The organism is Pseudarthrobacter niigatensis, assembly GCF_030812615.1.
GTDB lineage: Bacteria > Actinomycetota > Actinomycetes > Actinomycetales > Micrococcaceae > Arthrobacter > Arthrobacter niigatensis.
In genome coordinates, this window is sequence record NZ_JAUSTB010000005.1 from 61,371 (window position 1) to 86,933 (window position 25,563).

30 protein-coding genes are annotated in these 25,563 nt (G+C 67.2%); 20 read left to right on the forward strand and 10 right to left on the reverse strand.

All coding sequences use genetic code 11. The features are described 5' to 3' along the window. Window positions 1-8: 8 nt before the first annotated feature. Entirely contained in the window at window positions 9-2,423 is a 2,415-nt protein-coding gene (locus tag J2T23_RS09090) for a hypothetical protein (RefSeq protein ID WP_307359203.1), read from the reverse strand. Between the two features lie 6 nt (window positions 2,424-2,429). Continuing rightward, window positions 2,430-3,083 carry a peptidoglycan-binding protein gene (locus J2T23_RS09095; protein ID WP_307359206.1) on the reverse strand — a complete coding sequence of 218 codons (654 nt, stop codon included), beginning with the start codon at window positions 3,081-3,083 and terminating at the stop codon, window positions 2,430-2,432. Window positions 3,084-3,313: 230 nt separating this feature from the next. Between J2T23_RS09095 and J2T23_RS09100 the strand changes: the two genes are divergently transcribed. The 7 genes from J2T23_RS09100 to J2T23_RS09130 all read left to right on the forward strand — a co-directional run bounded on the left by J2T23_RS09100 (window position 3,314) and on the right by J2T23_RS09130 (window position 8,889). Continuing rightward, entirely contained in the window at window positions 3,314-3,520 is a 207-nt protein-coding gene (locus tag J2T23_RS09100) for a hypothetical protein (protein WP_307359209.1), read from the forward strand. Between the two features lie 163 nt (window positions 3,521-3,683). Beyond that, window positions 3,684-4,274, forward strand: a complete 591-nt coding sequence (locus J2T23_RS09105) for a hypothetical protein (RefSeq protein WP_307359212.1) — start codon at window positions 3,684-3,686, stop codon at window positions 4,272-4,274. 120 nt (window positions 4,275-4,394) lie between these two features. After that, window positions 4,395-5,126 (forward strand): YcnI family copper-binding membrane protein, encoded by a 732-nt coding sequence (locus tag J2T23_RS09110; protein WP_307359215.1) that lies wholly within the window; start codon window positions 4,395-4,397, stop codon window positions 5,124-5,126. A 22-nt stretch (window positions 5,127-5,148) separates the two neighbouring features. Next, window positions 5,149-5,703, forward strand: coding sequence for a copper resistance CopC family protein (locus J2T23_RS09115; RefSeq protein ID WP_307359218.1), 555 nt, complete (start codon window positions 5,149-5,151; stop codon window positions 5,701-5,703). 123 nt (window positions 5,704-5,826) lie between these two features. Then, window positions 5,827-6,594, forward strand: coding sequence for a VOC family protein (locus J2T23_RS09120; RefSeq protein ID WP_307359221.1), 768 nt, complete (start codon window positions 5,827-5,829; stop codon window positions 6,592-6,594). A 167-nt stretch (window positions 6,595-6,761) separates the two neighbouring features. Continuing rightward, entirely contained in the window at window positions 6,762-7,961 is a 1,200-nt protein-coding gene (locus J2T23_RS09125; protein ID WP_307359224.1) for a glycoside hydrolase family 26 protein, read from the forward strand. 13 nt (window positions 7,962-7,974) lie between these two features. Further along, entirely contained in the window at window positions 7,975-8,889 is a 915-nt protein-coding gene (locus tag J2T23_RS09130) for a DMT family transporter (protein ID WP_307359227.1), read from the forward strand. 13 nt (window positions 8,890-8,902) lie between these two features. Here J2T23_RS09130 and J2T23_RS09135 read toward each other — a convergent pair whose 3' ends face one another. Then, window positions 8,903-9,415 carry a hemerythrin domain-containing protein gene (locus J2T23_RS09135; protein WP_307359229.1) on the reverse strand — a complete coding sequence of 171 codons (513 nt, stop codon included), beginning with the start codon at window positions 9,413-9,415 and terminating at the stop codon, window positions 8,903-8,905. A gap of 153 nt (window positions 9,416-9,568) precedes the next feature. Between J2T23_RS09135 and J2T23_RS09140 the strand changes: the two genes are divergently transcribed. From J2T23_RS09140 to J2T23_RS09160, 5 genes are all read left to right on the forward strand, one after another. Then, the gene (locus tag J2T23_RS09140; RefSeq protein ID WP_307359231.1) at window positions 9,569-10,663 is read left to right on the forward strand and encodes a sodium:calcium antiporter; all 1,095 of its coding nucleotides are present in this window, start codon (window positions 9,569-9,571) and stop codon (window positions 10,661-10,663) included. 130 nt (window positions 10,664-10,793) lie between these two features. After that, window positions 10,794-11,402, forward strand: a complete 609-nt coding sequence (locus J2T23_RS09145) for a hypothetical protein (protein ID WP_307359233.1) — start codon at window positions 10,794-10,796, stop codon at window positions 11,400-11,402. A gap of 121 nt (window positions 11,403-11,523) precedes the next feature. Beyond that, entirely contained in the window at window positions 11,524-12,276 is a 753-nt protein-coding gene (locus tag J2T23_RS09150; RefSeq protein WP_307359235.1) for a hypothetical protein, read from the forward strand. Between the two features lie 34 nt (window positions 12,277-12,310). Beyond that, window positions 12,311-13,051 carry a class F sortase gene (locus tag J2T23_RS09155; protein ID WP_307359237.1) on the forward strand — a complete coding sequence of 247 codons (741 nt, stop codon included), beginning with the start codon at window positions 12,311-12,313 and terminating at the stop codon, window positions 13,049-13,051. A 59-nt stretch (window positions 13,052-13,110) separates the two neighbouring features. Continuing rightward, window positions 13,111-13,569, forward strand: coding sequence for a cupredoxin domain-containing protein (locus J2T23_RS09160; protein WP_307359240.1), 459 nt, complete (start codon window positions 13,111-13,113; stop codon window positions 13,567-13,569). Window positions 13,570-13,574: 5 nt separating this feature from the next. On the opposite strand, the gene J2T23_RS09165 is transcribed toward J2T23_RS09160, so the two are convergent. Continuing rightward, window positions 13,575-14,072, reverse strand: a complete 498-nt coding sequence (locus J2T23_RS09165; protein WP_307359243.1) for a DUF2127 domain-containing protein — start codon at window positions 14,070-14,072, stop codon at window positions 13,575-13,577. Window positions 14,073-14,279: 207 nt separating this feature from the next. Between J2T23_RS09165 and J2T23_RS09170 the strand changes: the two genes are divergently transcribed. The 5 genes from J2T23_RS09170 (at window position 14,280) to J2T23_RS09190 (ending at window position 18,081) form a co-directional block, all read left to right on the forward strand. Then, window positions 14,280-14,981 (forward strand): hypothetical protein, encoded by a 702-nt coding sequence (locus J2T23_RS09170; RefSeq protein ID WP_307359245.1) that lies wholly within the window; start codon window positions 14,280-14,282, stop codon window positions 14,979-14,981. Window positions 14,982-15,109: 128 nt separating this feature from the next. Continuing rightward, window positions 15,110-15,652, forward strand: a complete 543-nt coding sequence (locus tag J2T23_RS09175; RefSeq protein WP_307359247.1) for a hypothetical protein — start codon at window positions 15,110-15,112, stop codon at window positions 15,650-15,652. A 129-nt stretch (window positions 15,653-15,781) separates the two neighbouring features. After that, window positions 15,782-16,498, forward strand: coding sequence for a DUF4397 domain-containing protein (locus J2T23_RS09180; protein ID WP_307359249.1), 717 nt, complete (start codon window positions 15,782-15,784; stop codon window positions 16,496-16,498). A 184-nt stretch (window positions 16,499-16,682) separates the two neighbouring features. Continuing rightward, window positions 16,683-17,255 (forward strand): RNA polymerase sigma factor, encoded by a 573-nt coding sequence (locus J2T23_RS09185; RefSeq protein WP_307359251.1) that lies wholly within the window; start codon window positions 16,683-16,685, stop codon window positions 17,253-17,255. Continuing rightward, complete coding sequence (locus J2T23_RS09190; protein ID WP_307359254.1) at window positions 17,242-18,081, forward strand: anti-sigma factor; 840 nt, start codon at window positions 17,242-17,244, stop codon at window positions 18,079-18,081. The genes J2T23_RS09185 and J2T23_RS09190 overlap by 14 nt, the downstream gene beginning before the upstream one ends. 47 nt (window positions 18,082-18,128) lie before the next feature. Here J2T23_RS09190 and J2T23_RS09195 read toward each other — a convergent pair whose 3' ends face one another. The 4 genes from J2T23_RS09195 to gad form a co-directional block, all read right to left on the reverse strand. Further along, window positions 18,129-18,998, reverse strand: a complete 870-nt coding sequence (locus tag J2T23_RS09195; protein ID WP_307359257.1) for a class II glutamine amidotransferase — start codon at window positions 18,996-18,998, stop codon at window positions 18,129-18,131. Window positions 18,999-19,009: 11 nt separating this feature from the next. After that, a complete protein-coding gene (locus J2T23_RS09200) occupies window positions 19,010-19,153 on the reverse strand; it encodes a hypothetical protein (protein ID WP_307359259.1) in 144 nt (47 codons plus the stop codon). Between the two features lie 63 nt (window positions 19,154-19,216). Next, window positions 19,217-19,612 carry an Hpt domain-containing protein gene (locus tag J2T23_RS09205; protein ID WP_307359262.1) on the reverse strand — a complete coding sequence of 132 codons (396 nt, stop codon included), beginning with the start codon at window positions 19,610-19,612 and terminating at the stop codon, window positions 19,217-19,219. Between the two features lie 149 nt (window positions 19,613-19,761). Beyond that, window positions 19,762-21,162 (reverse strand): glutamate decarboxylase, encoded by a 1,401-nt coding sequence (gene gad, locus J2T23_RS09210; protein WP_307359264.1) that lies wholly within the window; start codon window positions 21,160-21,162, stop codon window positions 19,762-19,764. A 201-nt stretch (window positions 21,163-21,363) separates the two neighbouring features. Between gad and J2T23_RS09215 the strand changes: the two genes are divergently transcribed. After that, entirely contained in the window at window positions 21,364-22,203 is an 840-nt protein-coding gene (locus J2T23_RS09215; protein ID WP_307359266.1) for a COG4705 family protein, read from the forward strand. A gap of 299 nt (window positions 22,204-22,502) precedes the next feature. After that, the gene (locus J2T23_RS09220; protein WP_307359268.1) at window positions 22,503-22,919 is read left to right on the forward strand and encodes a hypothetical protein; all 417 of its coding nucleotides are present in this window, start codon (window positions 22,503-22,505) and stop codon (window positions 22,917-22,919) included. 72 nt (window positions 22,920-22,991) lie between these two features. On the opposite strand, the gene J2T23_RS09225 is transcribed toward J2T23_RS09220, so the two are convergent. Further along, the gene (locus J2T23_RS09225; RefSeq protein ID WP_307359270.1) at window positions 22,992-23,345 is read right to left on the reverse strand and encodes a hypothetical protein; all 354 of its coding nucleotides are present in this window, start codon (window positions 23,343-23,345) and stop codon (window positions 22,992-22,994) included. A gap of 381 nt (window positions 23,346-23,726) precedes the next feature. Then, entirely contained in the window at window positions 23,727-24,428 is a 702-nt protein-coding gene (locus J2T23_RS09230; protein WP_307359272.1) for a GntR family transcriptional regulator, read from the reverse strand. A gap of 301 nt (window positions 24,429-24,729) precedes the next feature. Here J2T23_RS09230 and J2T23_RS09235 point away from each other — a divergent pair, with 301 nt between their 5' ends. After that, entirely contained in the window at window positions 24,730-25,560 is an 831-nt protein-coding gene (locus J2T23_RS09235; protein WP_307359274.1) for an ABC transporter substrate-binding protein, read from the forward strand. Window positions 25,561-25,563 lie beyond the last annotated feature (3 nt).

Consider the following 25,563-nt stretch of genomic DNA (forward strand, 5'->3'; position numbering starts at 1 on the left):
GATAGGCGTCAGCCTGCGCTGGAGGTGGGCGCAGGAACAGGCGTCGAGCCGTACCCGGCGTCAGGAGTGGGCGCAACAGACGACGTCGGCTGCGGCACTTCCGTGTATTGCCCCGCCGGCGCGGTGGCACCGGACGTCGGGGCTGGGTTGGGATCACCGGCAGGGACCGTCCCCGGACTGGACGGTTCCACGACGGCCCTGGACGATGAGGGACCTGGGCTGGGATCTGCCGAAACAGTCGGCGCCGGGGCGGAGGCCGGGGTCACCGAAGCACCCCTGACGACGGCCGTGATTTGTTCCTTGAACCCGTTGAGCGCGGCCTGGATATCGGAAAGCGGTACGTCGCGGATGTTTCTCCCGTATTCGGCGATCTGGGCCCACAGCGCTTCCAGCTGTTGCTTGCTGTCACCGTCCAGCGGACCATCAAGGGTCAGGACCAGCTGGCTGGCCAAGGCGTAGGTGAGGCAGTCCAGGCAGTTGTAGTTGGCCGCCGCGGAAAGGTTCTGCGGCACGATCACGTCCGTCTGCCCCACGACCAGCACCACTTGGAACCCCACGGCCACGGCTGCGCACCCCGAGCAGTTGGCGAAGGCATAGGCCTCGTTGGTGGTGGTGACGGGCTGGCCATCCTCGGCCCACACGAGGGCGAACGCCACACTGTACTGGACGGAGCCGTCGGTGGTGTTGACGGCGAGCGCCTGGTTCCCGTCACCCTCGGGAGCAGCCGGCCGGTCGAACGGGAACACCCAGGACGGCGCCGCAGCGGAGGAACCGCGGCCGGCAGATGGAGCGGCGGAGGCACCCGCCGGTACCAGCACCATGCTCAACTGCGGGTTGTCCCAGGTCGGTTTGGCCGTGCCGGCAGGCCACAGCGCGACGGTTCGTCCCGCCGCGCCTTGGCGCAGCGCCGCGCCGTCGCGCGCTGGAAGGATCGTCCGGGTGGCATCACCCAGCGTCCCGCGCTCGTAGGCCTGCACTGGGCGGTACGTCCCGCCGTCGGGCCACCACGCCCAGGCGAGCCCACCGAGGAGGGCGGCCACGGCACTCATGGCCACGATCCGCTGGGCAAGTTTGCCGCGGGTCTTCTGCCACAAGCCGGTGACCAACTGCCGCAACAGCCGCACCACGATATACAGCACGCCGAGCACCGGGACGGCCACCACAAGAATGGCCAGAGCCCGCACGGTCACGCCCAGGACGTCACCCGAGGACAGGCTCGCTGCCAGCGCCTCCTGCTGTTTGCCCACGCTGGCCCACCCGGTGGCCAACAGCCGCGGCAGGGACAGCACCATCATCACCATGCTGAACAGCAGCACCGGCACCGTGACCAGGACCCAGATGGTCACCACGGCCCGCGCCCACGGTTTCAACACCCTGCTCTCCGGGTTTCCCCACCGCCACGGAAGGATCCCCAGAAGGGTCGGCTTGATCCTCTGGAACAGGTCCGGGACACCTGTGGCGTCGGCCAGGATGTGGTAGCCGTCGTATTTCACCAGCGGGATCAGTTGCCGGACCATCTGCAGGATCTGGGTGACCACCACCAGCAGGAGCGCGTCGAAGCCGGTGGCCCACCACAGGCCCATGATGGCCACCGCCACGATGGCATTGAAGTACAGTCCGCCCAGGTCGGTGCGGATCCTGCCGCCGCGGCCCAGCCGGTAGGAATCCGTGACGTCCGTGAAGAATGCGGGCCACAGCAGATACAGCCCCGCCCCCATGGCTCCGGGCGTCGCCCCGCCTTTGCGGGCGGCGGCGGCGTGGCCGAATTCGTGGAACCCGGCGGAGAGGATGGTGACTGCGAGGATCAGCAGCAGGAGGGCCGGCTGTTCGAAGGCCTCATGGGTGGCGGAGCCCAGGCCCTTCACCATGAGCACCCACCAGCATGCGGCCAGGAACGCGGCCGTCACGGCCACCACCAGCAGCGGGTGGAACAGCACGGCGAACGGGGCGGTGATCCTGCGCGTGCGCTCGGGATCGGACACGATGTAGCGGAACCGCAGGCCCAGCAGCGGGTTGGATTTCCTGACCTCGGGCTGGCTGCCGTCGGCGAGCCGGAGCAGGCCCATCGGCAGCAGCTGGGAGTCCATCAGCGTGCGGACGTTGTCCGCGCTGACCAGGCGCCCTGAGCCGTCGCTGACGTGCCGGGCGATGGCCTCCAGGTCGCGCGTCCCGTCGGCTCCCTCCAGCACCAGGTACAGGAGCCGGGTCAGCTGGAGGGTCTGCCCATCGCCGCGGCGCACCAAGGACGGCGGCTCCCGGTAGCCGGAGCCTTCCGCCGGCCCAAGCAGCTGCACGCCGTCGGCCAGCGCAGGAAGGTGGGCTCCCGCCGTCGTGATGGTCCGGCCCGGCGGATCCTGGGAAAGGCCGGCGCCCGACGACGGCGGGCCCGCCTGGGCAGGCGGGCCGCCTTGGGTCTGGGTCATCTTGGCTTACTGCTGCAGGTCGGACTGCTGGCCGGCCGTGGCGTTGGCGGCTCCGTCGATGTGCTGGGAGATGGCGGCGCTCTGGTCCGAGATCGCGTATGCCTGGCTGTCGATGGAGCCAATGTTGGCGGCGACGGCCGCGTCGATGGGGGCTGCGACGTTGGCGTTCGCGGCGACGGCACCGTTGATGGGGGCGGCGATGGCGGCGTCCGCATCGAGGTTCACGTCGACGTTCAACAGGTTGCCGTTCAGCGCACCCGCTGCGTCTGTGACGCCACCGGTGCTTGTGGGCGCAGGTGCTGTTCCGGTGGTCCCATCCGTGGTTCCGGCGGTGGCCGTGTCGGTGGTGCCGTCGCCCTGGCCGATTACGCTGTCCTGGGCGGAGTTGGCATTGGCGTCGGCCACGATGCCCTGGTCAATCGCCGCGTCTTGGCTGGACAAGGCCTGCGCGTCGGAGCCATAGGACAGGATGTTGGCTGACGCGGCGGCGTCAATCGGCGCGGCCACGTTCGCATTGGCGGCGACGGCCAGGTCGATCGGGGCTGCAGCATTGATCCCCAGGTCCAGGTCCGCGTTCAGGTCCAGGACGGATGCTACTTCCTTGTCCGGCAGGGCTGTGGCCTGTTCGGACATCAGTTCTTCGTCGGTGAGAGGACGCATTTCGTTGTCCATGCTTGTGAGACCTCCAGTGCGGCGCGGGTGCTCTGCCCCCAGCGGGCAGCCCGCGCCCACCAATAGTAAGCATGGTTAGTAGTTTTGCGAAGCTATCCCTGCGGCAATGCAGCCGCAGGTCAACGCAGAAAACCTGCGCGGATTATCGGGTCCCGTGGTTGAATGGCGAATGTGCCCCCCGGCACAGTGACGCCCCAACCGGACACCAGGAGGACAGTATGACTGGAATCAACTCGAAGTTCGACAAGGAATACATCGACAAGGGCATTGACGACCTCGCGAAGGCGCCGGTGGAGGCGCTGAAGGGACTGTCCGAAAGCGACGCCCAGAAGCTCAAGGAAGCCCTTAACATCAAGACGGTCAAGGATCTGGGCACCAACAAGTTCTTCATCTGGGCGCACTCGGTCGCCAAGCTCGCGGAGTAGCGCGCCACCCAGCAGTTCCCAGCAAAGCCCTTGGCCCCGGCCAAGGGCTTTGCTGTTTTTGCCCCCTCCGGTTTCCTCCACACCGTGCAGCTGATTACCGGCCATGGCGGCCCGTTCTTTACAGTGGAAGATGGCAACTGTGGAAGGAAGGGCGGCGACTGGCATGACTGCTCCGTTCCGCGTCCCCCGGGCCATCGCCTTCACCGCCGCCATGCTGACCCTCGCCGCAGGGGCCCACCTACTGGCCGGCGGCATACTGCCCCCGCCGGTAATCCTGGCCGGAATCGTGGCGCTGGTACTGGCCCCGGTCACCATCCTCTCGAAAACAAAGATCAATGCGCCGGCGATGACCGGACTCCTGGGCTCCAGCCAACTGGCGCTCCACTGGGCCTTCGATGCACTATCGGTTTCCGCGACCTTCACCCCGGCGGACGGCGCCCATGGACACGGTGCCCTCCCGGCCTCCTCCATGGCTGCAGTCCTCGCGCCGGGCCACGCCGCCGTGCCGGGAGCCTTGATGCTGGCCCTGCACGCGGTGGCCACAGTGGCCACCGCCCTCGTCCTTGCCCGGGGCGAGGCGGCAGTGTGGGCCCTGGCCGCATGGCTGCGCCCCCTGGTCCGGATCCTGGCCGCCGTCGCCATCCCGGAGTGGCCGCACATTGCCGCGCCGGCCGCCGTCGTCATTCCTTTCCGGTGGCGGAACCTGCGCCTGCCTGCGCTGCGCGGGCCGCCTTCCTTCCACGCCGCCCTTTAGGCGGCAGACGCTCCGCGACGTGCCCAACCCGCCGAAACCAGGCAGGGCCGCCGCGTTGTCCCCTTTTCCGCGCCGCCGCCCACCCGCGGCCTCTTTGGCGCACCCCTTGGAAGGCTTGCCTTGAACACCTCACTCCGCCGTACCCTCAAGACCCTTGCAGCTGCCGCTGCCGCCGCGGGAATCGTGGCCGCGGGCGCCACCGCCGCGTCCGCCCACGTCAGCGTGAACCCGGACGATACCGCCGCCAACGGCTACTCCCATTTGACGTTCAACGTCCCCAACGAGTCCCCCACGGCGAAGACCAGCAAGCTCGAGGTCACGCTGCCAACCGACACCCCTTTCACCTCCGTTTCGGTGAAGCCCGTGGAGGGGTGGACGGCGCAGGTGATCACCAGTGACCTGCCCAAGCCCGTCACGGTGTCCGGCACCACGGTTACCAAGGCGCCCACCACAGTGGTCTGGACCGCGGACGAATCCCACCAGCTCGGCCAGAACCAGTACCAGGCGTTCTCGTTGTCCGTGGGCCGGCTTCCCGCCCAGGGCACCAAGGTCACCCTGAAGGCGGCCCAGACCTACACGGACGGCAGCGTGGTGAAGTGGGACGAGGAGGGCGCTGAAGGGCAGCCGGAACCCCAGCATCCGGCACCGTCTTTCGTAACAACGGCCGACGACGCCGCCTCCACCCCAGCGTCCGCGGCACCGAACGCCGAGGCTGCGTCCGTGACGACGCAGGCTTCCAGCGACGGATTGTCAGTGTGGGGCCTGGTCCTCGGCGCTGCCGGCTTCGTGTTGGGTGCCGCGGCGCTGGGCATGGTCCTCGCCGGCCGCCGTACCCGCCCCACCGGCAAGTAGGGCGGGCCGGATCATGAAGCCAATGTCACCCCGCACCACCCTGGCCCGGAAGGTACGCCTGCTGCTGCCGCTGGCCACCGCAGCGATCCTGTTGGTCTTTTCCGCGCCCGCCCAGGCGCACGATGCCCTCGAATCCAGCAACCCGGCGAACGGTTCCACCGTCAGCGCGATGCCGGCGAAGATCGAGCTGACCTTCGACCACACCCCCATCGCCATTAACTCGATCGTTCGCGTTGAGGATGCCAGCGGTACCGACCAGGCGGATGGGCCCGTGGAAATCGTTGACAACCAGGTCAGCCAGCCGGTCAAGCCGGGGGCTCCCCAGGGGAAGTACAAGGTGGTGTGGCGGGTGGTGTCCTCGGACGGCCACCCCATCGAGGGGACCTTCACCTTCACCGCGGGGGGCCCGAATTCCGCGGCGCCGCCTACACCGGCTCCCAGTCCCACATCGGCGAACCCGGGGGTTCCTTGGCCGCTGGTTGCGGCGGGAATAGTTGGGGCCGTCCTGGTCATCGGCCTGGTGGTGGCCGGGCTCCTGATCCGGCGCCGGCTGCGGAACCCGGAAGACGAAGGCTAAGAATGGCCAGCGCCGGCACGGCAACCACCGTATATTCGGCCGTGCCGGCGGCCCCTCGGCTTTTGGCGCGTGCAGCGTTAGGGTGGGCCTTGCCCGGCCCACATCCCTACACCAGGAGTCCCCATGTCCAAGCACACCATCGCCAACGGTGATCCCTGCTGGATCGACCTCATGACGTCAGATCCGGACAAGTCCCGCGAGTTTTATACCCGCCTGTTCGGCTGGACCTACGAGGAGGGCGACCAGGAGAAGTACGGCGGCTACATCACGGCGTTCGCCAACGGTGCGATGGTGGCCGGGATGATGAAGAACGACGCCGGCTCCGGGTACCCGGATGTCTGGACAACGTACCTGCGGGTGGAGGATATCCAGGCGACAGCCGACGCGGCCGTGGCGGCAGGCGGCCAGGTGTTGATGGGGCCCATGGAGGTGCCCGAGCAGGGCCACATGGCGATGCTCGGGGACGCAGGCGGAGCCGCAATCGGCGCCTGGCAGTTCGGCGGCCACACCGGGTTCCAGGCCACGGGCGAACCCGGCACCCCCTACTGGCATGAACTCCACGCCCGGGACTACGCGGCGTCGGTGAAGTTCTACCAGGACGTCTTCGGCTGGGACACGGACGTCATGAGTGACACCGAGGACTTCCGCTACACCACGCTGGGATCCGGGCGGGACTCACGGGCGGGCATCATGGACGCCTCCCATTTCCTGCCTGAAGGTGTGCCGGCCAACTGGCAGAACTACTTCACCGTTGAAAACACCGACGCCGGGGTGGAGATCGCCACGTCCCTGGGCGGCCAGGTGCTCCATCCCGCCGAGGACACGCCGTTTGGGCGAATCGCCACCCTCACGGACCCCACCGGCGCGCTGTTCCGGATCGCCCAAAGATAGGGCCGGTCCCCCGCGCCCGGCGATGAGCGCCGGAGCCGGGGGTGACGGCGCATAGAATCGGGTAAAACCGCAGGCCAACAGGGGGTCAAGCTTTGCCCGAGCAACAGTCCGCACCGAAGGACACCAAGCGCCGTGACGTAGTACTTGGGCGCCTAAAGGACTGGGGTTTGCCCCTGGGGATTGCCGTGGCGGCCATCGCGCTGGGCGCCGCCAGCATCACCGGCGGCCTGGCGGACCGGGACCGCAAGAACCAGGAAGCGGCGGCCAGCCAAAGTGCCGCGGCCATCCCCACCTGTGAGGTGACGGACCGGAACAGCCTGGTCCCGCCGTCGGGCGCGTTGTTGGGCGTGAACCTGAACCTGGAAGCCAAACCACTGGCCCAGTACGCGGCCGACCTGGGCCACAAGCCCGCCGTCAGCGTCTCGTTCGCCGACTTCCCCTACACAGAGCAGGAACGGACCCACCTGCAGCAGGCGGCCGCCCAGATCCGGGCGGACGGTCACATCATGCTCCTGACCCTCGAACCCAAACAGGGCCTGGCCGCCGTCACCCGCGACGTCATCAGCGACTTGGTGAAGGATCTGGGGTCGATCAACAGCCAGGGCGTCCCGGTGATCGTCCGCCTGGCCCACGAGATGAACGGGTCCTGGTATCCCTGGTCCCAGCAGCCGCTGGAGTACAGGGACATGTTCACCCGGGTCGCGGACGCTGTCCACACGGGCGTTCCGGGCTCGGCCATGATGTGGGCGCCCAATTACGCGGGCGGCTATCCGTTCGCGGGCGGCCAGTTCGAGGCGAAGGCGGGCAGCGCGGATTTCGCGGCCCTGGACACCGATCACGACGGCGCCATCACCATGGCGGACGATCCTTACGCCCCGTATTACCCGGGGGACGGGGCGGTGGACTGGGTGGGCATGTCGCTCTACCACTGGGGCGCGAAGTACCCGTGGGGCGAGAACGAGATCCCGGAGGCCAACAAGTTCGCCGACCAGCTCACCGGCAACTACGTGGGGGCAAACGGCGATGACACCCTCCTGCCCGACTTCTACAGCGTGTACGGCAAAGACCACAACAAACCCGTGGCCATCCCGGAAACCGCCGCCCTCTACAACCCTACGGCCGGCGGCGCCGCGGAAATCGACATCAAGCGCACCTGGTGGGAGCAGGTGTTCAGCGCCCAGGCCCACGCCCAGTTCCCCAACCTGAAGATGATCAACTGGTTCGAATGGGACAAGAACGAGGTGGAGGTCAACGGCAGGATCGACTGGACTACCACCAACAGCCCCGCCATCCGCGGCGCCTTCACTACGGCCCTGCCGGACTGGCTGCACTACGGGACTGGGACCACCTGCCGACCCGCTGGTTAGGTAAGGTTTGTCCATGATCCAGGCTGCGGCCGTGTCCGCACTGACGTCCTACCACTGGCTGGGAATTCCCATTGCCGCCGCCGGCGCCGTCCTGCTCGCCCTGGGAACGCTCTTCCAGCACCGGGCTGTGGAAGACCAGCCGGCTGCCTCCGGGCGCGCGGCGGGCAGCATGGGCGGAGGTCGGCTCCAGGCACTGGTCCGCAAACCGGCGTGGCTGGCCGGAACGGCGATGCTCGGGGCTGCGATCCTGCTCCAGCTCACCAGCCTCCGGTTCTCACCCCTGATCGTGGTGCAGCCCATCGGCGCGGTGGCCCTGGTGGTCACCACCCTCGCCACCGCGCGGATGACCCGGAGGTCCCCCGGGCGGCGGGCCCTCACCGCCGTCACCCTCTGCGTCGGTGGGGTGGGCGTGTTCGTGGCCGTGGCGGCGTTCTCCGCGGAGGACGTGGAAATCAGTGACCGGCACCTGGTGACCATCCTGATCGTCCTCGCCGTGGTCCTCGCCTGCGTCGCAGTGGCCTATGCCTTATGGCGTCACCGCTCCGGCGCCGTGGTGTTCACCGCCGGCGCCGGGATCCTTTTCGGGTTCGTCGCCGCCCTGGCCAAGACCGTCATTGCACGGCTGTTCCAAGGCGACTTTGAATGGCTTTCCCTGACCTGTTTGGCGGGGCTTGTTGTCGCGGCCCTGGCCGGCAGCTTCCTGGTCCAGAACGCCCACACCCGGGGAACGCCCGAACTCGTGGTGGCCGGACTCACCGTGATCGACCCGCTCGTGGCCGTGGCCATCGGCGTCACCATCCTGGGCGAGGCTGACTCCGCCCCGCCGCTGGCCATCGTCCTGTTCCTCCTGTCAGGAGCCACCGCCGTGGCAGGGGTCATCCTGCTGGCCACCGTCAAGACACCGGCCGAACCACGGGTCAAGCGGTAACCCCAGCCAGGACTTATTCGTGCTCGCGGACGTATTCCTCGGGGCTGACGTCCTCCGGCTCAATCCCGCCGGCGTGCTCGGATTCGAAAATACTGAACGCCAGGCCCAGACGGTGCCGCAGCTCCAGGGAGGCGTGCTGCCGGAAGTCGGTCAGGCCTTCCCGTTCCTCTTCAGCCATATGGTCGCCGTTGGCTTCGTTGGCCTTCGCCACCGCGTCCCACCAGTCGGCGCTACCCGTCGGGTGCCGGTCCACGTCACTGATGGCGTCCCGGATCTCGTTGTGGTCGTGGATGGCGTCGGTGGTCTCGTCAACGGCGGAGTCCTTTCCGCCGGCCCCCTTCCCCAGTTCCAGCAGCTCAGGGTAGAAGAGTTCCTCCTCTGCCTTGGCGTGGACTTCAAGCAGGATCCGCATGCGTTTCCATACCGCGTCCAGGCTGGATGTTTCGCTGGCATGCATTTCATCGAGCAGGGCGAACAGGCGCCGCTGCTCGTGGTGGTCGTTCAAAATCACTTCAACGATGTCCATGGTGGTCCTCTCCGCGGGGGTAGCTACGCCCTAATCCTTACCCTCACCAGCCCGTCTTCCACCAGCACACCCTGCAGGGACAGGATTCCCAGCGGATTCCCAGCAAATAACCACCAGTTGGGGCAGGCCGGTGGGTACGGCTTCACTGAAGCCGTGACAACAATCCAAGAGGAGGCAAAAGACATGGAAGCGCTGCCCCTGGTGGTCCTGCTCCTGATTTTCGCCGGTGCGGCGGCGGTGATCTGGGTGGCCGGGATCCAGCTGTCCAATCAGACGGACGTCCTGGATGACCGGCTGCACCTGGGCTCGGCGCTGGGCGGGCTGATCCTGCTGGCCATTGCCACCAACCTGCCGGAGATCGCCATCACGGTCAGCGCGGCCGCCTCCAACAACATCGGCGTGGCCGTGGGCAACATCCTGGGCGGCATCGCCATCCAGACCGTGGTGCTGGTGATCCTGGACGTGTTCGGGACCAAAGGCACGGAGCCGCTCAGCTACAAGGCAGCATCCCTCACCCTGGTCATCGAAGCCGTCACGGTCGTCGCCGTCCTGGGCGTGGTGATCGCCGGCAGCCAGATGCCCGGATCACTCGTGGCCCTGCACCTGACCCCCGCCGCGGTGCTGATCGCCGTGATCTGGATCCTCGGATTGATCCTGGTCCAGCGCTCCCAAAAGGGGCTCCCCTGGCACCAGCAGGGCGAGGCCCCCGGCGGCCAGGACCGGCCCAAGGGACACTCCAAGAAGAAGTCCACCGACAAGAACCGGCACATCAGCACGGGCAAGTCTGCCCTGATCTTCACCGTGGCGGCCCTAGCAACCCTGGGCGCCGGCGTCGTCCTGGAGCGCAGCGGCGACGCGATCGCCGGGCACATCGGCCTCTCCGGGGTCCTCTTCGGCGCCACCTTCCTGGCCCTGGCAACGTCCCTGCCGGAAATCTCCACCGGCCTGGCCTCGGTGAAGCAGGGCGACTACAAGCTCGCTTTCAGTGACATCTTCGGCGGCAACGCCTTCCTCCCGGTCCTGTTCCTGGTGGCCGTCCTCATCACCGGCAAACCGGTGCTGCCGCAGGCCCAGGCCACCGACATCTACCTCACCGCCCTGGCCATCCTGCTGACCCTGACCTACCTGCTGGGCCTGCTCTTCCGCCCGAAGAAAAAACACCTGGGCATGGGGACCGACTCACTGGTGGTCCTGGTCCTGTACCTGGTGGGCGTGGCCGGACTGTTCGCCGTCGCCACCATGTCCTGACCGCCGGAATTGGCGTCGAGGCCAAGACTGCGCAACACCCGCCGGGACCGGTCCAGAGGGGTTGCCGTTACGAACAGATGGTAGGTGCGGCCGAGTCAGGCCAGTACAGGAATGTTCGGAAGGTGCAGCCATGAATCCACACAACAGTCCGCGAGCGCGCAACAGCGGACGGATGCGGGTTACGGCCCTGACAACGTTCCTGGCCCTGGCCTTGTCCGGCTGCGCCGCGGCAGGCGCCGAAAAGCCGCTGCCCGAAAGACCTTCAGCGGGTCCGTCCGCTTCGCCAGGGGCAACCGCCAGTGCCGCGGCGGACGGCCCCTCACCGGCCGCAACCATGGTCTGCGGCGACGAGACCAGGACGAACATCGTCAAGGCCCTGTCCCTTCCCTCCGAGCCTCCCACCACGGACTCCTGGGCGGACAAGCTCTACACCTGCACCTACACGCTCCCCTCCGGGCACCTGATGCTCTCGGTAAAGGAAACATCCGATCCGGAAACTGCCCGTAAATTTTTTGACGGGCTGCAGCAACAGGCGCCCGGGGCTGCGCCTATCGAGGGGCTGGCGAACCTGGGATTTCCGGCGTTCCAAACGCCCACCTCAGCGGTCTTTACAAAAGACAACTTCGTCCTGACGGTGGACGCGGCAGCCCTTCCCTCCACTCTGGGCCCCCATGCCGTTTCCCGGGACGCCTTCGCGTACCAGGTGGCCACCGCCGTGCTGGCCTGCTGGTCCGAATAGCCAGGGAGGGGCAGAAAAGCACCCGCCCTCCCCATCCGTGACGTGGAGCACAGCGAACCAGCATTGTCACAGTCATGGGCGGCCCATCAGGGGAGCGTCCATTTCCAATGGAGGAAATGTCATGAAGAAATCCGCTTTCCTGGTAGCCCCGGTTCTTGCCCTGGGCGCCTTCGCACTCTCCACCAGCCCGGCCGTTGCCGCCGACAACGCCACCATGTACCAGGCGAACCTCGCCGCGATCAATGGCAGCAACGCCTCCGGAACCGTCATGGTCACCGTCAACGGCGACCAGGCAACCGTCACGGAGAAGGTCTCCGGACTCGCCGCCATGTTCAACGGAAACCCGTACCCGCATGTGCAGCACATCCACATCGGCGCGAAGGGCATGTGCCCTGACATGTCTGCCGATACCAACAAAGACGGCGTCATCAGCACCACCGAAGGTGCCCCGGCCTACGGCGGCATCGGCGCGACGCTGTCCACCAGCGGGGACACCAGCCCCGCGGCCGGAACGGACCTGAAGGTCGCGGGCATGGGTGCCTCCTATACCTACAACCGGACCTTCACCCTGGATGCAAAGACTGCTGATTCGCTCAAGGCCGGAACCGCCGTCGTTGTGGTCCATGGCCTGGATCCGGCCACCCTGCCCGAGGCAGCGCAGAAAGCTCCCAGCGACCTGGTGCCTTCGCTGCCCCTGGCCGCCACCTCACCGGCCTTGTGCGGCTCCCTGAAGGCCATGCCGGCCGGAGCCCCCGGCACCGGCATCACCACCCCGGCCCCGGCCGGACCTGACCTTGGCCTGATCGCTGCCGGCGGCGGCCTGGTCCTCGCAGCCGGCGGCGCGTACGCACTCCGCCGCAAGATGGCTGCGTAGGCCCGGCAGAACAGCAGGAACAAGCAGGGACCTGATGGAACCCCGGAACAGCAGCCGCCGCGGACGCGTCATCGCGTCCGCGGCAGCCGCGCTGCTCCTGGCCGGCGGCATCACCACCATCGGCCTCGGACTCCACGCCGAACCCCCAGGCACGGGGGAACCAGCAGCAGTGTCCAGCCCACCGGCCGCGGCGCCGTCCGCTGACGACGGCGGATCGGGGCCGGCGTCCCCAACAGGGCCGCCGCCCGCTCCACCGGTCCAGCCCGTCCCGCCGGCCGACGCCAAACCGGCCACTCCGGATGCCCCGCTGCCCGCCTCCGTCCCGGTGCGGGTCGAGGTGCCTTCCATCGGGGTGGACGCAGCTGTGGCTCCGGTGGGAAAGCAAGCGAACGGGGAGGTCCAGACGCCGTCGGGAGAACCGGGCTCGCCTGCTGGCTGGTACCAGGATTTGCCCACCCCGGGCCAGACGGGCTCGGCGGTGATCCTGGGCCACGTCAACAGCACCACCAGCGATGTTGGACTGTTCTACCGCCTCCACGAGCTCACCGCGGGCCAGACCATCACGGTGACCCGTGCGGACCACACCGCCGCGGTCTTCACCGTGGACAAGGTGGACGTGTACCACAAATCAACGTTCCCCACCGTGAAGGTCTACCAGAACGCCGACCGGCCCGAGATCCGCCTGATCACGTGCGGCGGCTACGATCCGGCCACGAGGGAGTACCTCGACAACACCGTCGTTTACGCGCACCTGGTCTCCAGCCACCCCGCGTGATCCGCAGCGGCTACCGCGCCCGGGCCGACAGCGGCCACTCATCCCCGAGAGGGAACACCATGAAATCGACATTAACCAAGCGCATGGCCCTGGCCCTGATCGGCGCCGCAACCGTCTTCGGGGCCAGCGCGTGTGGAACCAGCGGAGGAGGCTCCGCCACGGCACCGGAAGCGCCGACGTCCACGCAGGCATCAATGGAGGGCATGGGAGGTTCGCCCATGGCGTCCCCAAGCGGCACCACGATGGCAGGGCATCAGTCGTCCGGAACGACCTCAGGCCTGACGATCCACATCAAGTCCTTTGCCTATACCGGGCCGGACAACGTCCCCGCCGGCGCGAGTGTGACCGTCATGAACATGGACAACGAGGCCCACACCGTGGCCGCCGACGACGGCTCCTTCGATGCCGTGGTTAAGCCCGGGACCAGCACCACCTTCACCGCCCCCGCGAAGGCCGGAAGCTACCCCTACCACTGCACCTACCACTCCGGCATGCAGGGAACCCTGACGGTCAGGTAGGCGGGTCAGCCTACGGGCATCCGGTTCTGCGCGCGCCGGATCCGGTACTCACGCCAGGTGATCCACACAATGAAGATGTCGAACGCGGTGAGCAGCACCATGCCCCAGGTGAACTCCACCGAGATCCGGTACCCCTGGTACACGATGAACACCAGCAGGAACGCGATCATCCAGGGGTAGGCCCACAGCTTCTCCCTCAGGACAGCCCACACCAGGACAATCTTCACCACTCCGTGCAGGAGGAGATAGACGGCGCCAAACAACGACGCCGACCCCGAAAGGTTGGCAGTCAGGTGCACCAGGGTGTTGGCCACGAAGTCCCGCGGATCCTGGGCGAGTTCGTGCTGGGTGAGGAACCGGACCAGGTCATTGATCTGCGCGGGCGTGACCAGCAGGAGGAGTACCCCGCCGATCAGTTCCAGGACCCCGTCCAGGCCCTTGAGGATGAGGGAGATGCGGAAGGTCCTGTCCAGCAGGGCCGTTCCCTGGCGCGTGTTTTCCATTGGATATTCCCTTCCCACAACCCGTGCAGTGTATCCCCGGGACAGCACTGGGCACCCGCCAAGCAGACCACGCGCCGGCGGCCACGGCATTCAGCTTTTCCCCAGCATCGTCTCCTACAGTGATCCCGTGCCGGTCCATGCCGCGGGGGCGAGGACGCACGCGCAAATTTGGAAGGACACACCGAGGTGAACCCATCAATCCCGTCAATGAAGACCCGCATCGGCGTCGGAGCCTCAGCTCTCCTGGCCGCCGGCGCCATGGCCGTCGCAGGTGTGGGCGCCGCGTCCGCCTCCCCCAGTCCAACAGCTACCGCCTCGGCCGCGGCCACCGGCCAGGCCAAGACGGCGAAGGTCGCCGGCGGCCTGCAGGCGTTCCTTGGCATCAACGCAGACAGCCCCCAGGCCGTTGGGGACCGTGCCGCGAAGGCAGCCGAAGCCCTGGTCAACCACCCGCAACTGTTCGCCAAGCTGCCCGCCGCCCTCCAGGCCGACGTCACCACGCTCAAGGACGCCCCGGCAGCGGACCGGGTGAAGGACGCGTACAAGATCAAGACCACGGCCCTCTCCGGCGGCTACGGACCCGAAGTCCAGAAGCGTGCCGAAGCGCTGGAGAAGACCGTTACCGGTTTCGCCGGCCTGCGGCAGGAGCTGCGCACCGCGTTCAGCTCGGGCAACCCCGGCGCCGGGCTCCAGAAGGTGGCCGACCAGCTCATCGCGCACCCGAAGCTGTTCGCCAAGCTTCCCGCCAACCTCCAGGCTGACCTGACCACGCTCAAGAACGCTGCCCCCGCGGACCTGGACGCCCAGGCGAACAAGATCAAGGACACCGCACTGAATGGCGGCTACGGCGCCAAGGTGCAGAAAATGGCCGAGGCACTCCAGAAGAAGGCGGCAACGCCCAGCACGTAACACCTCCAGCCAGCCGCCGGGAGGCGTGCGACGGCGGCGCGGACGGTTCCAGGTCCGGCGGCGTGGGCAGTGGGCCGGGTTCGTTATGGTACCGCCGCGGGGCAGGGATATGAGCGCATGATGTTCCCATGAGAAGGATCATCTGGTGCCTGGCAGCGGCCATCATCATCACGCTTGCCTTTGGGAGCGTGTACGTCGCGCTCCAGCAGATCGGCCGCCACATGGCCAATACGGCGCCCGCTGCCGCCGCCGCCGCGCGGCTTCAACAGCCGGGGCCTGATACGGCGGCGGGGCCGCGGCTGGAACTGTCCCCTGACAGCGGCGTGTTCCTGATCGTTTACGGGGACACCAACAGCCCGCTCTCCTCTACCGTGGTCCTGCGCGGAGCCATGCCCGTGGTACCGGACGGGGTGCTCGAAACGGCGCGGGCGGCGGGCAGCGACACGGTGACGTGGCAGCCGGAGCCTGGTTTGCGGATGGCGATCGTGGCGAAACAGGGGGCAGGCAACGTCGTGGTGGCCGGCCAATCGCTGGCACCCTTCGAGGCCAGCGACAACATGACCCAGATGTTCCTGGCAGCAGGATGGCTGGGCAGCATGCTGGTCCTGGCGGGAGCGTTCGGTGCGGCAGAGTTGCTGGGACGCAGGCAAGGCAAAGAACCGGGAAAGTAGGGGCTGGTTGCCCCCTCTTACGGCTTTTCCGAAGAAATTTCCGCCGGGCTGCATCCGGGCAGGGCAATCGACCGGTAGTAGGGGTGTCAGCACAACCCCGCCCCACCGGGGCCCTCAAAGGAGTTCGAAATGCGCAAGATACTTTCTGCAGCCGCCGGAGCAACCACCCTCCTGGCAGCTTTGGCCTTCGCCGCCCCTGCCCAGGCGTCCACCTGGCATCACGACGACGAGGGAACAGCCAAACTCTCCGTCCTCCACGGCGTGCCGGGCCTGGTGGTGGACGTCTGGGTTGACGGCAAGCTCACCCTGGACGACTTCAAGCCGGGTACTTTGGCCGGCCCACTGACCATTGCCGGCGGAGACCACAAGATCGCCATCACCGGCGCCACAGCGACCAGCCCGGACAACCCCGTGATCGGCCCCGTCACCGTGGACCTCGAAGCCGGGCAAGACTACACCGCCGTCGCACACCTGGCCGCGAATGGGACCCCCACCGCCACACTGTTCACCAACGACACCAAAGCCAGCCCCAACGGCAAGGGAAAGCTGACCGTCCGGCACGTCGCCGCCGCCCCCGCCGTCGATATCCTGGCCGGAGGGAAGGCCGTCATCAAGGGCCTCACCAACCCCGACGAGCAGACCCTCACCCTGAAAGACGGAACCATCTCCGCCTCGGTCGCGGCAGCAGGAACCACCGCCCCGCTCATCGGACCCGCCAGCGTCAACATCGCCGAGGGAAAGACCACCATCGTCTACGCCTGGGGCAGCCTCAAAGATAAGAACCTGGGACTTGCCGTGCAGGTGGTGGACTCCGCATCACGCGGACACGACTGCGACGACGACTGACCGCCGAATCCCCGCCGCTGGTTAGCACCCCCGATTTGACCCCGGCGGAGCCGCCCACTCGGCGGCACCGCCGGGGATTGGGAACATCTGCGTTCCGGTAGTGTCACCCGCCCATGGCGGACTACATCCGGCAGCGGCATAATGGGGCATTGAACCAGGCCTGTTGCCGCTCAAGGAGCACCCGATGGAGGCTGCCGCCACGCACGATTGGGACCCCGGCTTCGACCAGGCGTTTGCCGGCGGGGACGAGCGCGTCCTCGCCGAGGCGTACCGGAGGCTGGGCCCGCTGGTTTTCACGCTGGCGCTCAGGTCCCTGGGAGAGCGGAGCGCGGCGGACGACGTCACCCAGGAAGTCTTCATCCGCGCCTGGAAGTCACGGACCACCTACCGGCCGGAGGTTGCGCGGCTGCCCGCCTGGCTGGTGGGGATCACACGGAACGCCATCAGCGACGCGTTGTCCGAGCGCACCCGGCAACGACATCTGGAGCAAGCGGCGGTCCAGCTGGTCCCGGACCCGTCTGACGCACCGGAAGAAGGAGGCGTGGAGGCCGTGGCCGACCGCCTGATCCTTGACGATGAACTGGCACACCTGGGAGACCCCCAACAGGCGATACTCAGGCTGGCGTTCTACGATGACCTTACCCACGACCAGATCTCATCCCGCCTGAACCTGCCGCTCGGAACCGTTAAAAGCCATATCCGGCGCAGCCTTGCCCGGTTGCGCACCCGCCTGGAGGTGGAACATGGAACACCTTGACGCGGAACTCCTCAGCCTGATGGCGCTGGGCGAAACACCGGGCACTGAGTCCGACGCCGAGCACCTCGCCGGCTGCACCGAGTGCGCCGAAACCCTGCGGGGCTTCCAACTGGTCAGGGACATTGCCACCCTGGAACCGGCAGGCATCAAACTCGAGCAACCGGGCCCCCGGACCTGGGCAGGGATCCACCAGGCCCTTGGCCTCTCCCCCGCCCTCGCAGCGGATCCCCTGACCCAAACAGGGGCCTCCACACAGGCTCCGGCGGAAACAGCCACGACGACGGGCCACAGGAAACCGGGCCACGGGCCGGACGGCGCACCGATTCCGCTGCGGCCCCGCGCCCAGGACCAGCGCACCCGTCCCAGGCTGTGGATGGCCGCCGCTGCCGCCGGCGTCGTCCTCGGCACGGCCGCCGGCTGGACCGCGGCCGGCGTCCTGGAACATCCGGGCACCCCTTCCCCCGGCCCCACCCAGTCCGGCCCCGCTCCCAGGGTCCTCGCACAAGCGCCCCTGACCGCGCTGCCCGCACACACGGGCAGCGGCGAGGCGCAGGTGGAACAACTCCCCGACGGGACCCGCCAACTCACCATCCGCCTCTCCGTGGACCGGGCAGCGGGATACCGGCAGGTATGGGTCGGCACCAGCGACCTCACCGGAATGGTCAGCCTGGGCGTCCTGGCCAATGACACCGGCACCTTCACCATCCCCGCCGGGATCGACCTGGCCCAATATCCCGTTGTGGACGTCTCAAACCAGGCCTACAACGGGAATCCGGCCCACTCCGACGACAGCGTCGCCAGGGGACAATTCACCCCCAAAACCTGACACTCCCCTGCCGCCGGACCCCACGCAGCAGTTCTTGGAGACAGCCGTCAGGACGTTTGCGACGCCGCAGCGGACGGATCCAGGTCGGCGAGCGTGAGCGAGTGGGCAGGTTGGTCCGGGAACGGGACAGTGCAGCGAACCGCCAGGTCCGGGCCAACATGCACCAGCTCCCCCGCCGCCAGGGGCCGCCAGCCGGCGTTGTGGTTCATTGGTTCGGTGGCGAAGAGGACGGACCGGGCACCGGAGAGTTCGGTGCTTCGCGTGTGGATCCGGTGGCTCCGCGCATCCAGCGGCGCCACCGGAGCCGGCTCTACTGAAGGGTCCCGTTCCAGCATGAACAGCGGGTGGGTGGCCGGGTAGCGGAGTGCCCAGAGATCGGTCGCGGTGGTCACGATCAGGTTCAGGGCCAGGACGGGAAGCTCCGCGGCGATCCAGCCCACCGCCCGCACAATGCCTTCGGCCACATCCCCGCCGGCCCCGCGGCTCTCGGCGGTGATGAGGGCGAAGAGCCGTTCGCTGTCGGTCTGCCCCTGCACCAACCCGGACGCCCCAAAACCGGCAAGCCGCGCGTCGAGCCGGTCCAGCCCGTGGAACGCCCCGTTGTGCGCGAACAGCCGCCCATCCTGTTCGAACGGGTGCGTATTCACCAGGGTGTGGGCGCCGGTGCTGGCATACCGGACGTGGGCCAGGAAGGTGGTGCTCACCAGCTGCCGGGCTTCCCGGGCGAAGGCGTGGTCCTCCCATGCGGCGAGCGGCCGTTTGCTGACCCGTGCGCCGCCGTCGGCCGCAAACGTGCCGATCCCCGCGCCGTCGGGCTCCCGCCTGCTCTGCTCAGCCAGGCTGTCCGGTGCGTCCAGGAGCCAGAAAGTGGCGCGGACGGGCCGGGACCCGGCGTGCAGCCCGAACAACCGGCACACGAAATGCTCCTTCAGCGCCCCAGGGCCGCCAGCACTACGGCAACAGTTCCCACAGCCAAGAACGCCAGGCCGACGTAGGACGTCGCCCTCAGCCGGCGGCGGCGCAGCTCCCTGCGTGAGTAGCGCGCATCGTAACTTCCCCCATATTTACCCATGGCCACAGATTAGGAATGCAAGCTCAACGTTTCCTCAAGATGGAGGAATGTGGCTGCCAATTTCTATCCGATGAACAACTCCAGCTGGTCCGTGGTCCGCTGGCCGGCGTAGGTGATCCTGCGAAGGTACTTCGCAGCGAGCCCCGGCAGCATACCGGCCGGATCGGATCCGCTGGCCGCGCGGCGGAGGTCCTCCTCAAGGTCAAGCGCAATCCCGGCCAGCTGCATGGCCCCCACCATCTGCGCCGACGTCCGGAGACTCAAAACGGCTGCCATCGCGCCCTTGCCGTCACCGCTGGTCAGGGTGCTGCGGATCTTCTCGATCCTGGCCGGCATCTGCTCGATGAAGTCCCGGACGAATACCTTCCAGATGCCGTCGTCATAATCCGTTTCGGCCCGCAACAGTGCCAGGACGGAGTCATCCAGCACGGGCAGGTTAGGGCTTTCCTCCTGGTTCACGGCTCCCGCAGCGCCCCTGGCGCCTAAGGTTTCCCGTCCATACACATGCTCCCCCTTGCAAGTACGTTTCCGAACCAAGTTCGACGCTACGCGCTGGGCGTGGGAGGTCACACGAGTAGTGGGTACTCAAGTTTTCTGGCGCGGGACGCTTAGTGGTGGAATGCTTCCTTCTGCTGCTGCGTGGGCATGGGACCTGTGAGGGCATCCAGGTAGTCCACTTCCTTCTGGAGGTCGGCCAGGAAGCTGGCGGCGAGGTCGCGGGTGAAGCCGTTGCGCACCACGATCCGCTGCACCGTGATGCCCTCGAGCCCGTCCGGCAGCGGGTAGGCCGGGACCAGCCAGCCGTTCATGCGCAGGCGCTCGGAGAGGTGGTGCAGGTTCCAGTTCTTGGTGTGGCCGTCGGTGAGCTGCCAGGCGAAGACGGGGATGTCGGACCCGTCACTCCAGAGGGTGAAAGCGTCCATGGCGCCGATCTCGTGGGACAGGTACCGGGCCACGTCGCGGCAGCTGGCCTGCACGGACCGGTAGCCCGCAAAGCCCAGCCGGAGGAACAGGTAGTACTGCAGCAGCACCTGGGCGCCGGGCCGGGAGAAGTTCAGGGCGAAGGTTGGCATGTCCCCGCCCAGGTAGCTGACGTGGAACACCAGGTCTTCGGGCAGTGCGTCAGCGTCGCGCCACACGATCCAGCCCAGGCCGGGGTACACCAGCCCGTACTTGTGGCCGGAGGTGTTGATGGAGACAACCCTGGGGAGCCGGAAGTCCCACACCAGTTCCGGCTGCAGGAACGGCGCCACCATGGCCCCGGACGCGCCGTCCACATGAATGGGGATGTCCAGGCCGGTGCTGGCCTGGATGGCGTCCAGCGCGGCGGAGATCCGTTCCACGGGTTCGTAGGCGCCGGTGTAGGTGACGCCCATGATGGCCACCACGCCGATGGTGTTCTCATCCACGTAGCGTTCCAGGTCATGGCCGTCCAGCGTGGGGTGGTCGGCGGACACGGGCACGTAGCGGGCTTCCACCTCGAAGTAGTTGCAGAACTTCTCCCAGCACACCTGCACCGCGGAGCTGAGGACAATGTTGGGCGAGTCGGTGGGCTGCTCGGCGGCACGACGGCGGTGTTGCCACCGGCGTTTGAGCGCCAGGCCACCGAGCATGCACGCCTCGGAAGAGCCAACCGTTGAGGTGCCGACGGCGGCGGCCGGATCCGGGGCGTTCCACAGGTCCGCGAGCATCCGCCAGCACCGGGTTTCGATCAGCGCCGTCTGCGGGTATTCGTCCTTGTCGATCATGTTCTTGTCGAACGTTTCCGCATAGAGCTGGGAGGCTTCCCGCTCCATCCAGGTGCCCACGAACGTGGCCAGGTTCAGGCGGGAGTTGCCGTCCAGCATCACCTCGTCGTGGACCACCTGGTAGGCGGTGCCCGGCAGGGACTCCCCGTCCGGAATGGTGAAGCGGGGGAAGATGGTGGACTCCCCCGGCCGGCTGAACAGGGGGTTCAGCTCCACGCTCGATTCGGGTTCGTGCCGTTCGCTCCGGTGTGACCTGGTCATGTCCGCTTCCTTAGCCCTCGCCGTCGCAGGCGCGCGCCTGCCATTGCACTTCCGCTGTTCCCAGCACTCCGTATTATTCATGCACCGGCTGGGAAGGGCGCCCAGGGAGGTCGCGGCGGGCGCGTCAGGACGTACGACGGCGGCGCGTCACGTTCCAGCGAGACTCAGGTTTCTGCCGGGTCCGTCAGGGACAATCACCGCATGACAGAACCCCCGCAGCAGATCCCTCCGTCCCACGGCACCGCGTCAGCGCTCCGCGACCCTGGCAGCACCCCATCCCGGAGGGGCACACACCCCGGTGCCCCGGTGCGGACGGCGCTGGCCAAGGTACCGGAAATCACCGCCTGGTTCTGGGTGGCGAAAGTGTTCACCACGGGGATGGGCGAGACTGCCTCGGACTTCCTGGTCCACACTTTGGATCCTGCCGTGGCACTGGCCCTCGGCGGCGTGGGGCTGGCCGGGTCGCTGGTCCTGCAGTTCACCGTGCGCCGCTATGTTGCATGGGTTTACTGGCTGGCGGTGGTGATGGTCAGTGTTTTCGGCACCATGGCGGCGGACGCCGTGCATGTGGTGCTCGGCGTGCCGTACGTGGTGTCTGCGGTGTTCTTTCTGGCCGCGCTGTTGGCCGCCTTCGGCGTCTGGTTCCGGACCGAGAAGACGCTGTCCATTCACAGCGTGGACACCCGGCGCCGCGAGTTGTTTTATTGGGCGGCTGTGCTGACCACGTTCGCCCTGGGAACCGCCGCCGGGGACCTGGCCGCCTACAGCCTTGACCTCGGCTACTTCGCGTCCGGTCTGATTTTCGCGGCGGTGATCGCAGGTGCCGCGCTGGCCTGGTGGCGCCGCTGGATCGCTGCCATCCCCGCGTTCTGGTTCGTGTACATCCTCACCCGGCCGCTGGGGGCGTCCTTCGCCGACTGGACCGCTGTGGGCGCGGACCGGGGCGGCCTGGGGTGGGGAACGGGAGTGGTCACCTTGGGGCTTGCGGTGTGTACCGCGGCCGTGGTGGCCCGGAGTTCCGCCGTGGGCCGTAAGTCCTGACCGCTGCGGGGAAGAGGGAGTGCCGCCGCCTCAAATTTGGGGGATGATGAGGCGGCGGCACTGCAACAAAGGTACCCCCGGGACAGGCCGGACCGGCCGGGATCCGGCCCGCGGTCCGGAAACCTTGACGGTTTTTTTACGCCGTCTTTCACTCCCGCCACTCCGCACCTTTCACACCCCAAGGGGCAGCTGACAGCATGCACAGCGGAAGCACAGCCCCGCCCTACACCGGTGACAGGCGGGACCCGGAGGCTTGGTGTAATCCCTCCACCGGGAGGGCCAACACCAAAGGAGTTCCCATGAAAAACACCATGAAGTCCACGCTGGCAGGCCTGGCCCTCGCGGCAGCGATCGGCGGCGGCGCCCTGGCAACCACCGCGTTGCCGGCCAACGCGGCCACCACCGACTCCAGTACCTCGAGCACCAGCCAGTCCACCACGCAGGCGCAGCCGCGCGACGAGTCGAAGGGCGGGCACCAGGCCAACGGGATCACCGAGACCCTGCTGACCGGCGACACGGCAACGAAGGTCACCGACGCCGCGCTGGCCGCGAACCCGGGTGCCACCATCCAGCGGGTGGAGACCGACGCCGAAGGTGCTGTTTACGAGGCCCACATCATCAAGGCGGACGGCACGCGCGCCACCGTTTACCTGGATGCGTCCTTCACCGTGACCTCCACCGACGCCGGCGGTCCGGGCGGCGGCATGAAAGGCTGATGCCCGCTAAGCACAGTTCCAGCCATGGCGCGTCCGGTAATCACCGGGCGCGCTGCTGCATTTCCCGGAGGCTCACTCAACCCGCGCGGAACGCCGGATGATGATGATCCGGACGGCGACTCCGGCGATCACCATAAGGACGCCCAACGCCATCAGGCTCCAGACGGGGACAGAATCGGCGTCGATGTTTTTGTAGCACACGGCCGCCGCCCCGATTCCGGCCTTCTGCAGGCCGATCAGTTCAGCGGCATGGCTTTCCCGCAGCAGCGGGCTGCCGCAGAGGGGACCCGAAGGCTGGAGTCCGATGACGAAGCCCAGGATGTATACGTCCAGTCCCGCGGCAACAATCCACATCCACATGCGCCGCCGCCACAGCCCTCGGTTCCCGGCGGCGGTGGGCTTCGCCGGTGAATCATGCATCGCCATGGTTCGAGCATAATCGCAGCAGGCGCCGGGCTGGTTTCCGGCAGCCATGAGGAAACCAGGCGGCCCTCAGGATAATGCGGCTATTGCCCGTGGGCGGGATCGCGGTTTATGAACTGGTAACTGTCGTAGCAGTCACGGGAGCAAAATTCCGCAGAGGGAGTTTGCGGGAGGGGTCCGCCGCAAAACCTGCATTTTGGAGCGGATCGAAAAATCCCAAATACGGTCGTCAGCATGGATGAAGGCTAGGCGCCCGCATGGGCAAATTTGACCAGTAACTGATACCTGATTCTTGAGACCCGGATACTTGCCGGCGAGCTTCCTCACGGACGGTGTTTGCGCAGGTCAGCAGGACCTAACGGCATCCGGCGTCGGTCCGGCCGGTCAGCCCTGCTGCCCGAACTTCTTGAGGCTCAGCGAGCGGGACCTGATCCCCTCGATGTGGGTGTTCATCGCGGCCGTCGCCGCGGCGCAGTCCCCCGCTTTGAAGGCGTCGATGATTGCCTGGTGCTCCTGCACGGTGTGGTCGCCGCTCATGTCGTTGTGCACCATCAGCCGGAACCGCTGGATGTGCCCTTCGATGGAGCCATAGGCCCTGAGCAGGAACTCGTTGTCGGTGGCCTCGACGATGCGCCGGTGGAAATTCTCGTCCGCCTGCCAGTAGGCGCGGTATCCGGCAAAGGTGTCCCCGCCGTGGCGTGACGCCTCCAGGTCGCGGTGGAACCCTTCCAGGTCCGCCACCAGCTCCTCGGTCGAGTTCGTGCAGGCAATGCTGGTGCAGGCCGGTTCGAGGATCTGCCGGGAGGTCAGCAGCGCCGCGATGTCGCTGGCGGTCGGCTCCGGCGCCACCTTGTAGCCCCGCAGCGCTTCCCGCCGTACCATGCCCGTCGTCTCCAGGCGCGCCAGGGCTTCGCGCACAGGGGTGGAGGAAACCTTGAACCGCTTGGCCAGCCCGTCAATGCTCAGCGGTGATCCGGTGGAGATCTTGTCGTCCAGCAGCAGGGACAGGATCGCCTCAAACACCTGGTCCACCAGCATGGGCCGGCCGGGGATCAGGACTTCTTCTTCGGGCGAAGCGGCGTTCATTTCGGAATCCTATGTGAATAAAGGGTCAGTCGGAGGGCACCAGCAGCAGCGCCCCGTCACAAACCCATCAGCTCGGAAAGGGTGTTTGCAGAAAATCGTGCATGATGTACGGTACATGATACCGGACAGCGAAGTGATCTGTACCACAACTAAGGCTGCCCACCAGGTTGGAAGCTCTCCTACCACCCCTCCTCCCCCCACTTCCGAAGGCGTGTAGATGATTCAGTTTCGATCGATGTTGGCAAGCGTCGCCGCAGTGTCCATGGCCGGCGTGCTTCTCTCCGGATGCTCCAATCCCAGCATGACCTCTTCTGCCCAGTCCCAGACCCCCAACCCCTCAGGCTCCGCGGAGGCCGTCAAGGTCGATGAAGCCGCCGCGGCAGCCCTGCCCAAGGAAGCCAAGGACAAGGGGACGCTGACCATCACCATGAGCCAGAGCTCCCCGCCGCTGCACTTCATGGCGCCGGACGGGACCACGACGGTTGGCGTGGACCCGGAGATCGCCATGGCCCTGGGACAGACCCTCGGCCTCAAAACGGAAGTCAAGAGCGGACCGTTCGATGGCATCATCCCCGGTATCTCCGCCGGGAAGTTCGATATGGCCATCTCCCAGATGTCGCCTTCGACCGAGCGCATGAAGGTGCTCGACTTCGTGGACTACTACCAGTCGGGCAGCGGCATCGGCGTGGCGCCGGGCAACCCGCAGCACCTCACCGTGGACACCCTCTGCGGCAAGCGCGTGGGCGTACTGAAGGGGTCCTTCCAGGACCTCAAGCGCCTTCCCGCCCTGTCCAAGGCGTGCACGGACGCCGGCCAGCCGGCCATTGAAGCCATGACCTACCCGGACATGCAGGCCCCCAACCTCGCGCTGACCGCCGGCCGCATTGACGCCGTCTACATCGACGGACCCACCCTGGGCTACGCCATCAAGCAGGGCGGCCAGATCGAGCTGCTCGGTGAAAAGGACGTCTCCCCCGTCAGCATCGGCTTCAAGAAGGGCGCGGGCCTGGAGAAGGCCATCGAGCTGGGCATGGAGTCGCTGGCCAAGAGCGGCAAGTACAAGGAGATCCTGGACAAGTGGGGTGTGGGCAGCGGTGCAATCTCTGACTTCGCCTTCAACAAAGCGCAGTAGCCC

Bases quoted from the DNA above. Each gene is read 5' to 3' on its own strand.
- J2T23_RS09090 (WP_307359203.1), bottom strand. From the start codon at position 2,423: ATGACCCAGACCCAAGGCGGCCCGCCTGCCCAGGCGGGCCCGCCGTCG.
- J2T23_RS09095 (WP_307359206.1), bottom strand. From the start codon at position 3,083: ATGCGTCCTCTCACCGACGAAGAACTGATGTCCGAACAGGCCACAGCC.
- J2T23_RS09100 (WP_307359209.1), top strand. From the start codon at position 3,314: ATGACTGGAATCAACTCGAAGTTCGACAAGGAATACATCGACAAGGGC.
- J2T23_RS09105 (WP_307359212.1), top strand. From the start codon at position 3,684: ATGACTGCTCCGTTCCGCGTCCCCCGGGCCATCGCCTTCACCGCCGCC.
- J2T23_RS09115 (WP_307359218.1), top strand. From the start codon at position 5,149: ATGTCACCCCGCACCACCCTGGCCCGGAAGGTACGCCTGCTGCTGCCG.
- J2T23_RS09120 (WP_307359221.1), top strand. From the start codon at position 5,827: ATGTCCAAGCACACCATCGCCAACGGTGATCCCTGCTGGATCGACCTC.
- J2T23_RS09130 (WP_307359227.1), top strand. From the start codon at position 7,975: ATGATCCAGGCTGCGGCCGTGTCCGCACTGACGTCCTACCACTGGCTG.
- J2T23_RS09135 (WP_307359229.1), bottom strand. From the start codon at position 9,415: ATGGACATCGTTGAAGTGATTTTGAACGACCACCACGAGCAGCGGCGC.
- J2T23_RS09145 (WP_307359233.1), top strand. From the start codon at position 10,794: ATGAATCCACACAACAGTCCGCGAGCGCGCAACAGCGGACGGATGCGG.
- J2T23_RS09150 (WP_307359235.1), top strand. From the start codon at position 11,524: ATGAAGAAATCCGCTTTCCTGGTAGCCCCGGTTCTTGCCCTGGGCGCC.
- J2T23_RS09155 (WP_307359237.1), top strand. From the start codon at position 12,311: ATGGAACCCCGGAACAGCAGCCGCCGCGGACGCGTCATCGCGTCCGCG.
- J2T23_RS09160 (WP_307359240.1), top strand. From the start codon at position 13,111: ATGAAATCGACATTAACCAAGCGCATGGCCCTGGCCCTGATCGGCGCC.
- J2T23_RS09165 (WP_307359243.1), bottom strand. From the start codon at position 14,072: ATGGAAAACACGCGCCAGGGAACGGCCCTGCTGGACAGGACCTTCCGC.
- J2T23_RS09170 (WP_307359245.1), top strand. From the start codon at position 14,280: ATGAAGACCCGCATCGGCGTCGGAGCCTCAGCTCTCCTGGCCGCCGGC.
- J2T23_RS09175 (WP_307359247.1), top strand. From the start codon at position 15,110: ATGAGAAGGATCATCTGGTGCCTGGCAGCGGCCATCATCATCACGCTT.
- J2T23_RS09180 (WP_307359249.1), top strand. From the start codon at position 15,782: ATGCGCAAGATACTTTCTGCAGCCGCCGGAGCAACCACCCTCCTGGCA.
- J2T23_RS09185 (WP_307359251.1), top strand. From the start codon at position 16,683: ATGGAGGCTGCCGCCACGCACGATTGGGACCCCGGCTTCGACCAGGCG.
- J2T23_RS09190 (WP_307359254.1), top strand. From the start codon at position 17,242: ATGGAACACCTTGACGCGGAACTCCTCAGCCTGATGGCGCTGGGCGAA.
- J2T23_RS09200 (WP_307359259.1), bottom strand. From the start codon at position 19,153: ATGGGTAAATATGGGGGAAGTTACGATGCGCGCTACTCACGCAGGGAG.
- gad (WP_307359264.1), bottom strand. From the start codon at position 21,162: ATGACCAGGTCACACCGGAGCGAACGGCACGAACCCGAATCGAGCGTG.
- J2T23_RS09215 (WP_307359266.1), top strand. From the start codon at position 21,364: ATGACAGAACCCCCGCAGCAGATCCCTCCGTCCCACGGCACCGCGTCA.
- J2T23_RS09220 (WP_307359268.1), top strand. From the start codon at position 22,503: ATGAAAAACACCATGAAGTCCACGCTGGCAGGCCTGGCCCTCGCGGCA.
- J2T23_RS09225 (WP_307359270.1), bottom strand. From the start codon at position 23,345: ATGGCGATGCATGATTCACCGGCGAAGCCCACCGCCGCCGGGAACCGA.
- J2T23_RS09230 (WP_307359272.1), bottom strand. From the start codon at position 24,428: ATGAACGCCGCTTCGCCCGAAGAAGAAGTCCTGATCCCCGGCCGGCCC.
- J2T23_RS09235 (WP_307359274.1), top strand. From the start codon at position 24,730: ATGACCTCTTCTGCCCAGTCCCAGACCCCCAACCCCTCAGGCTCCGCG.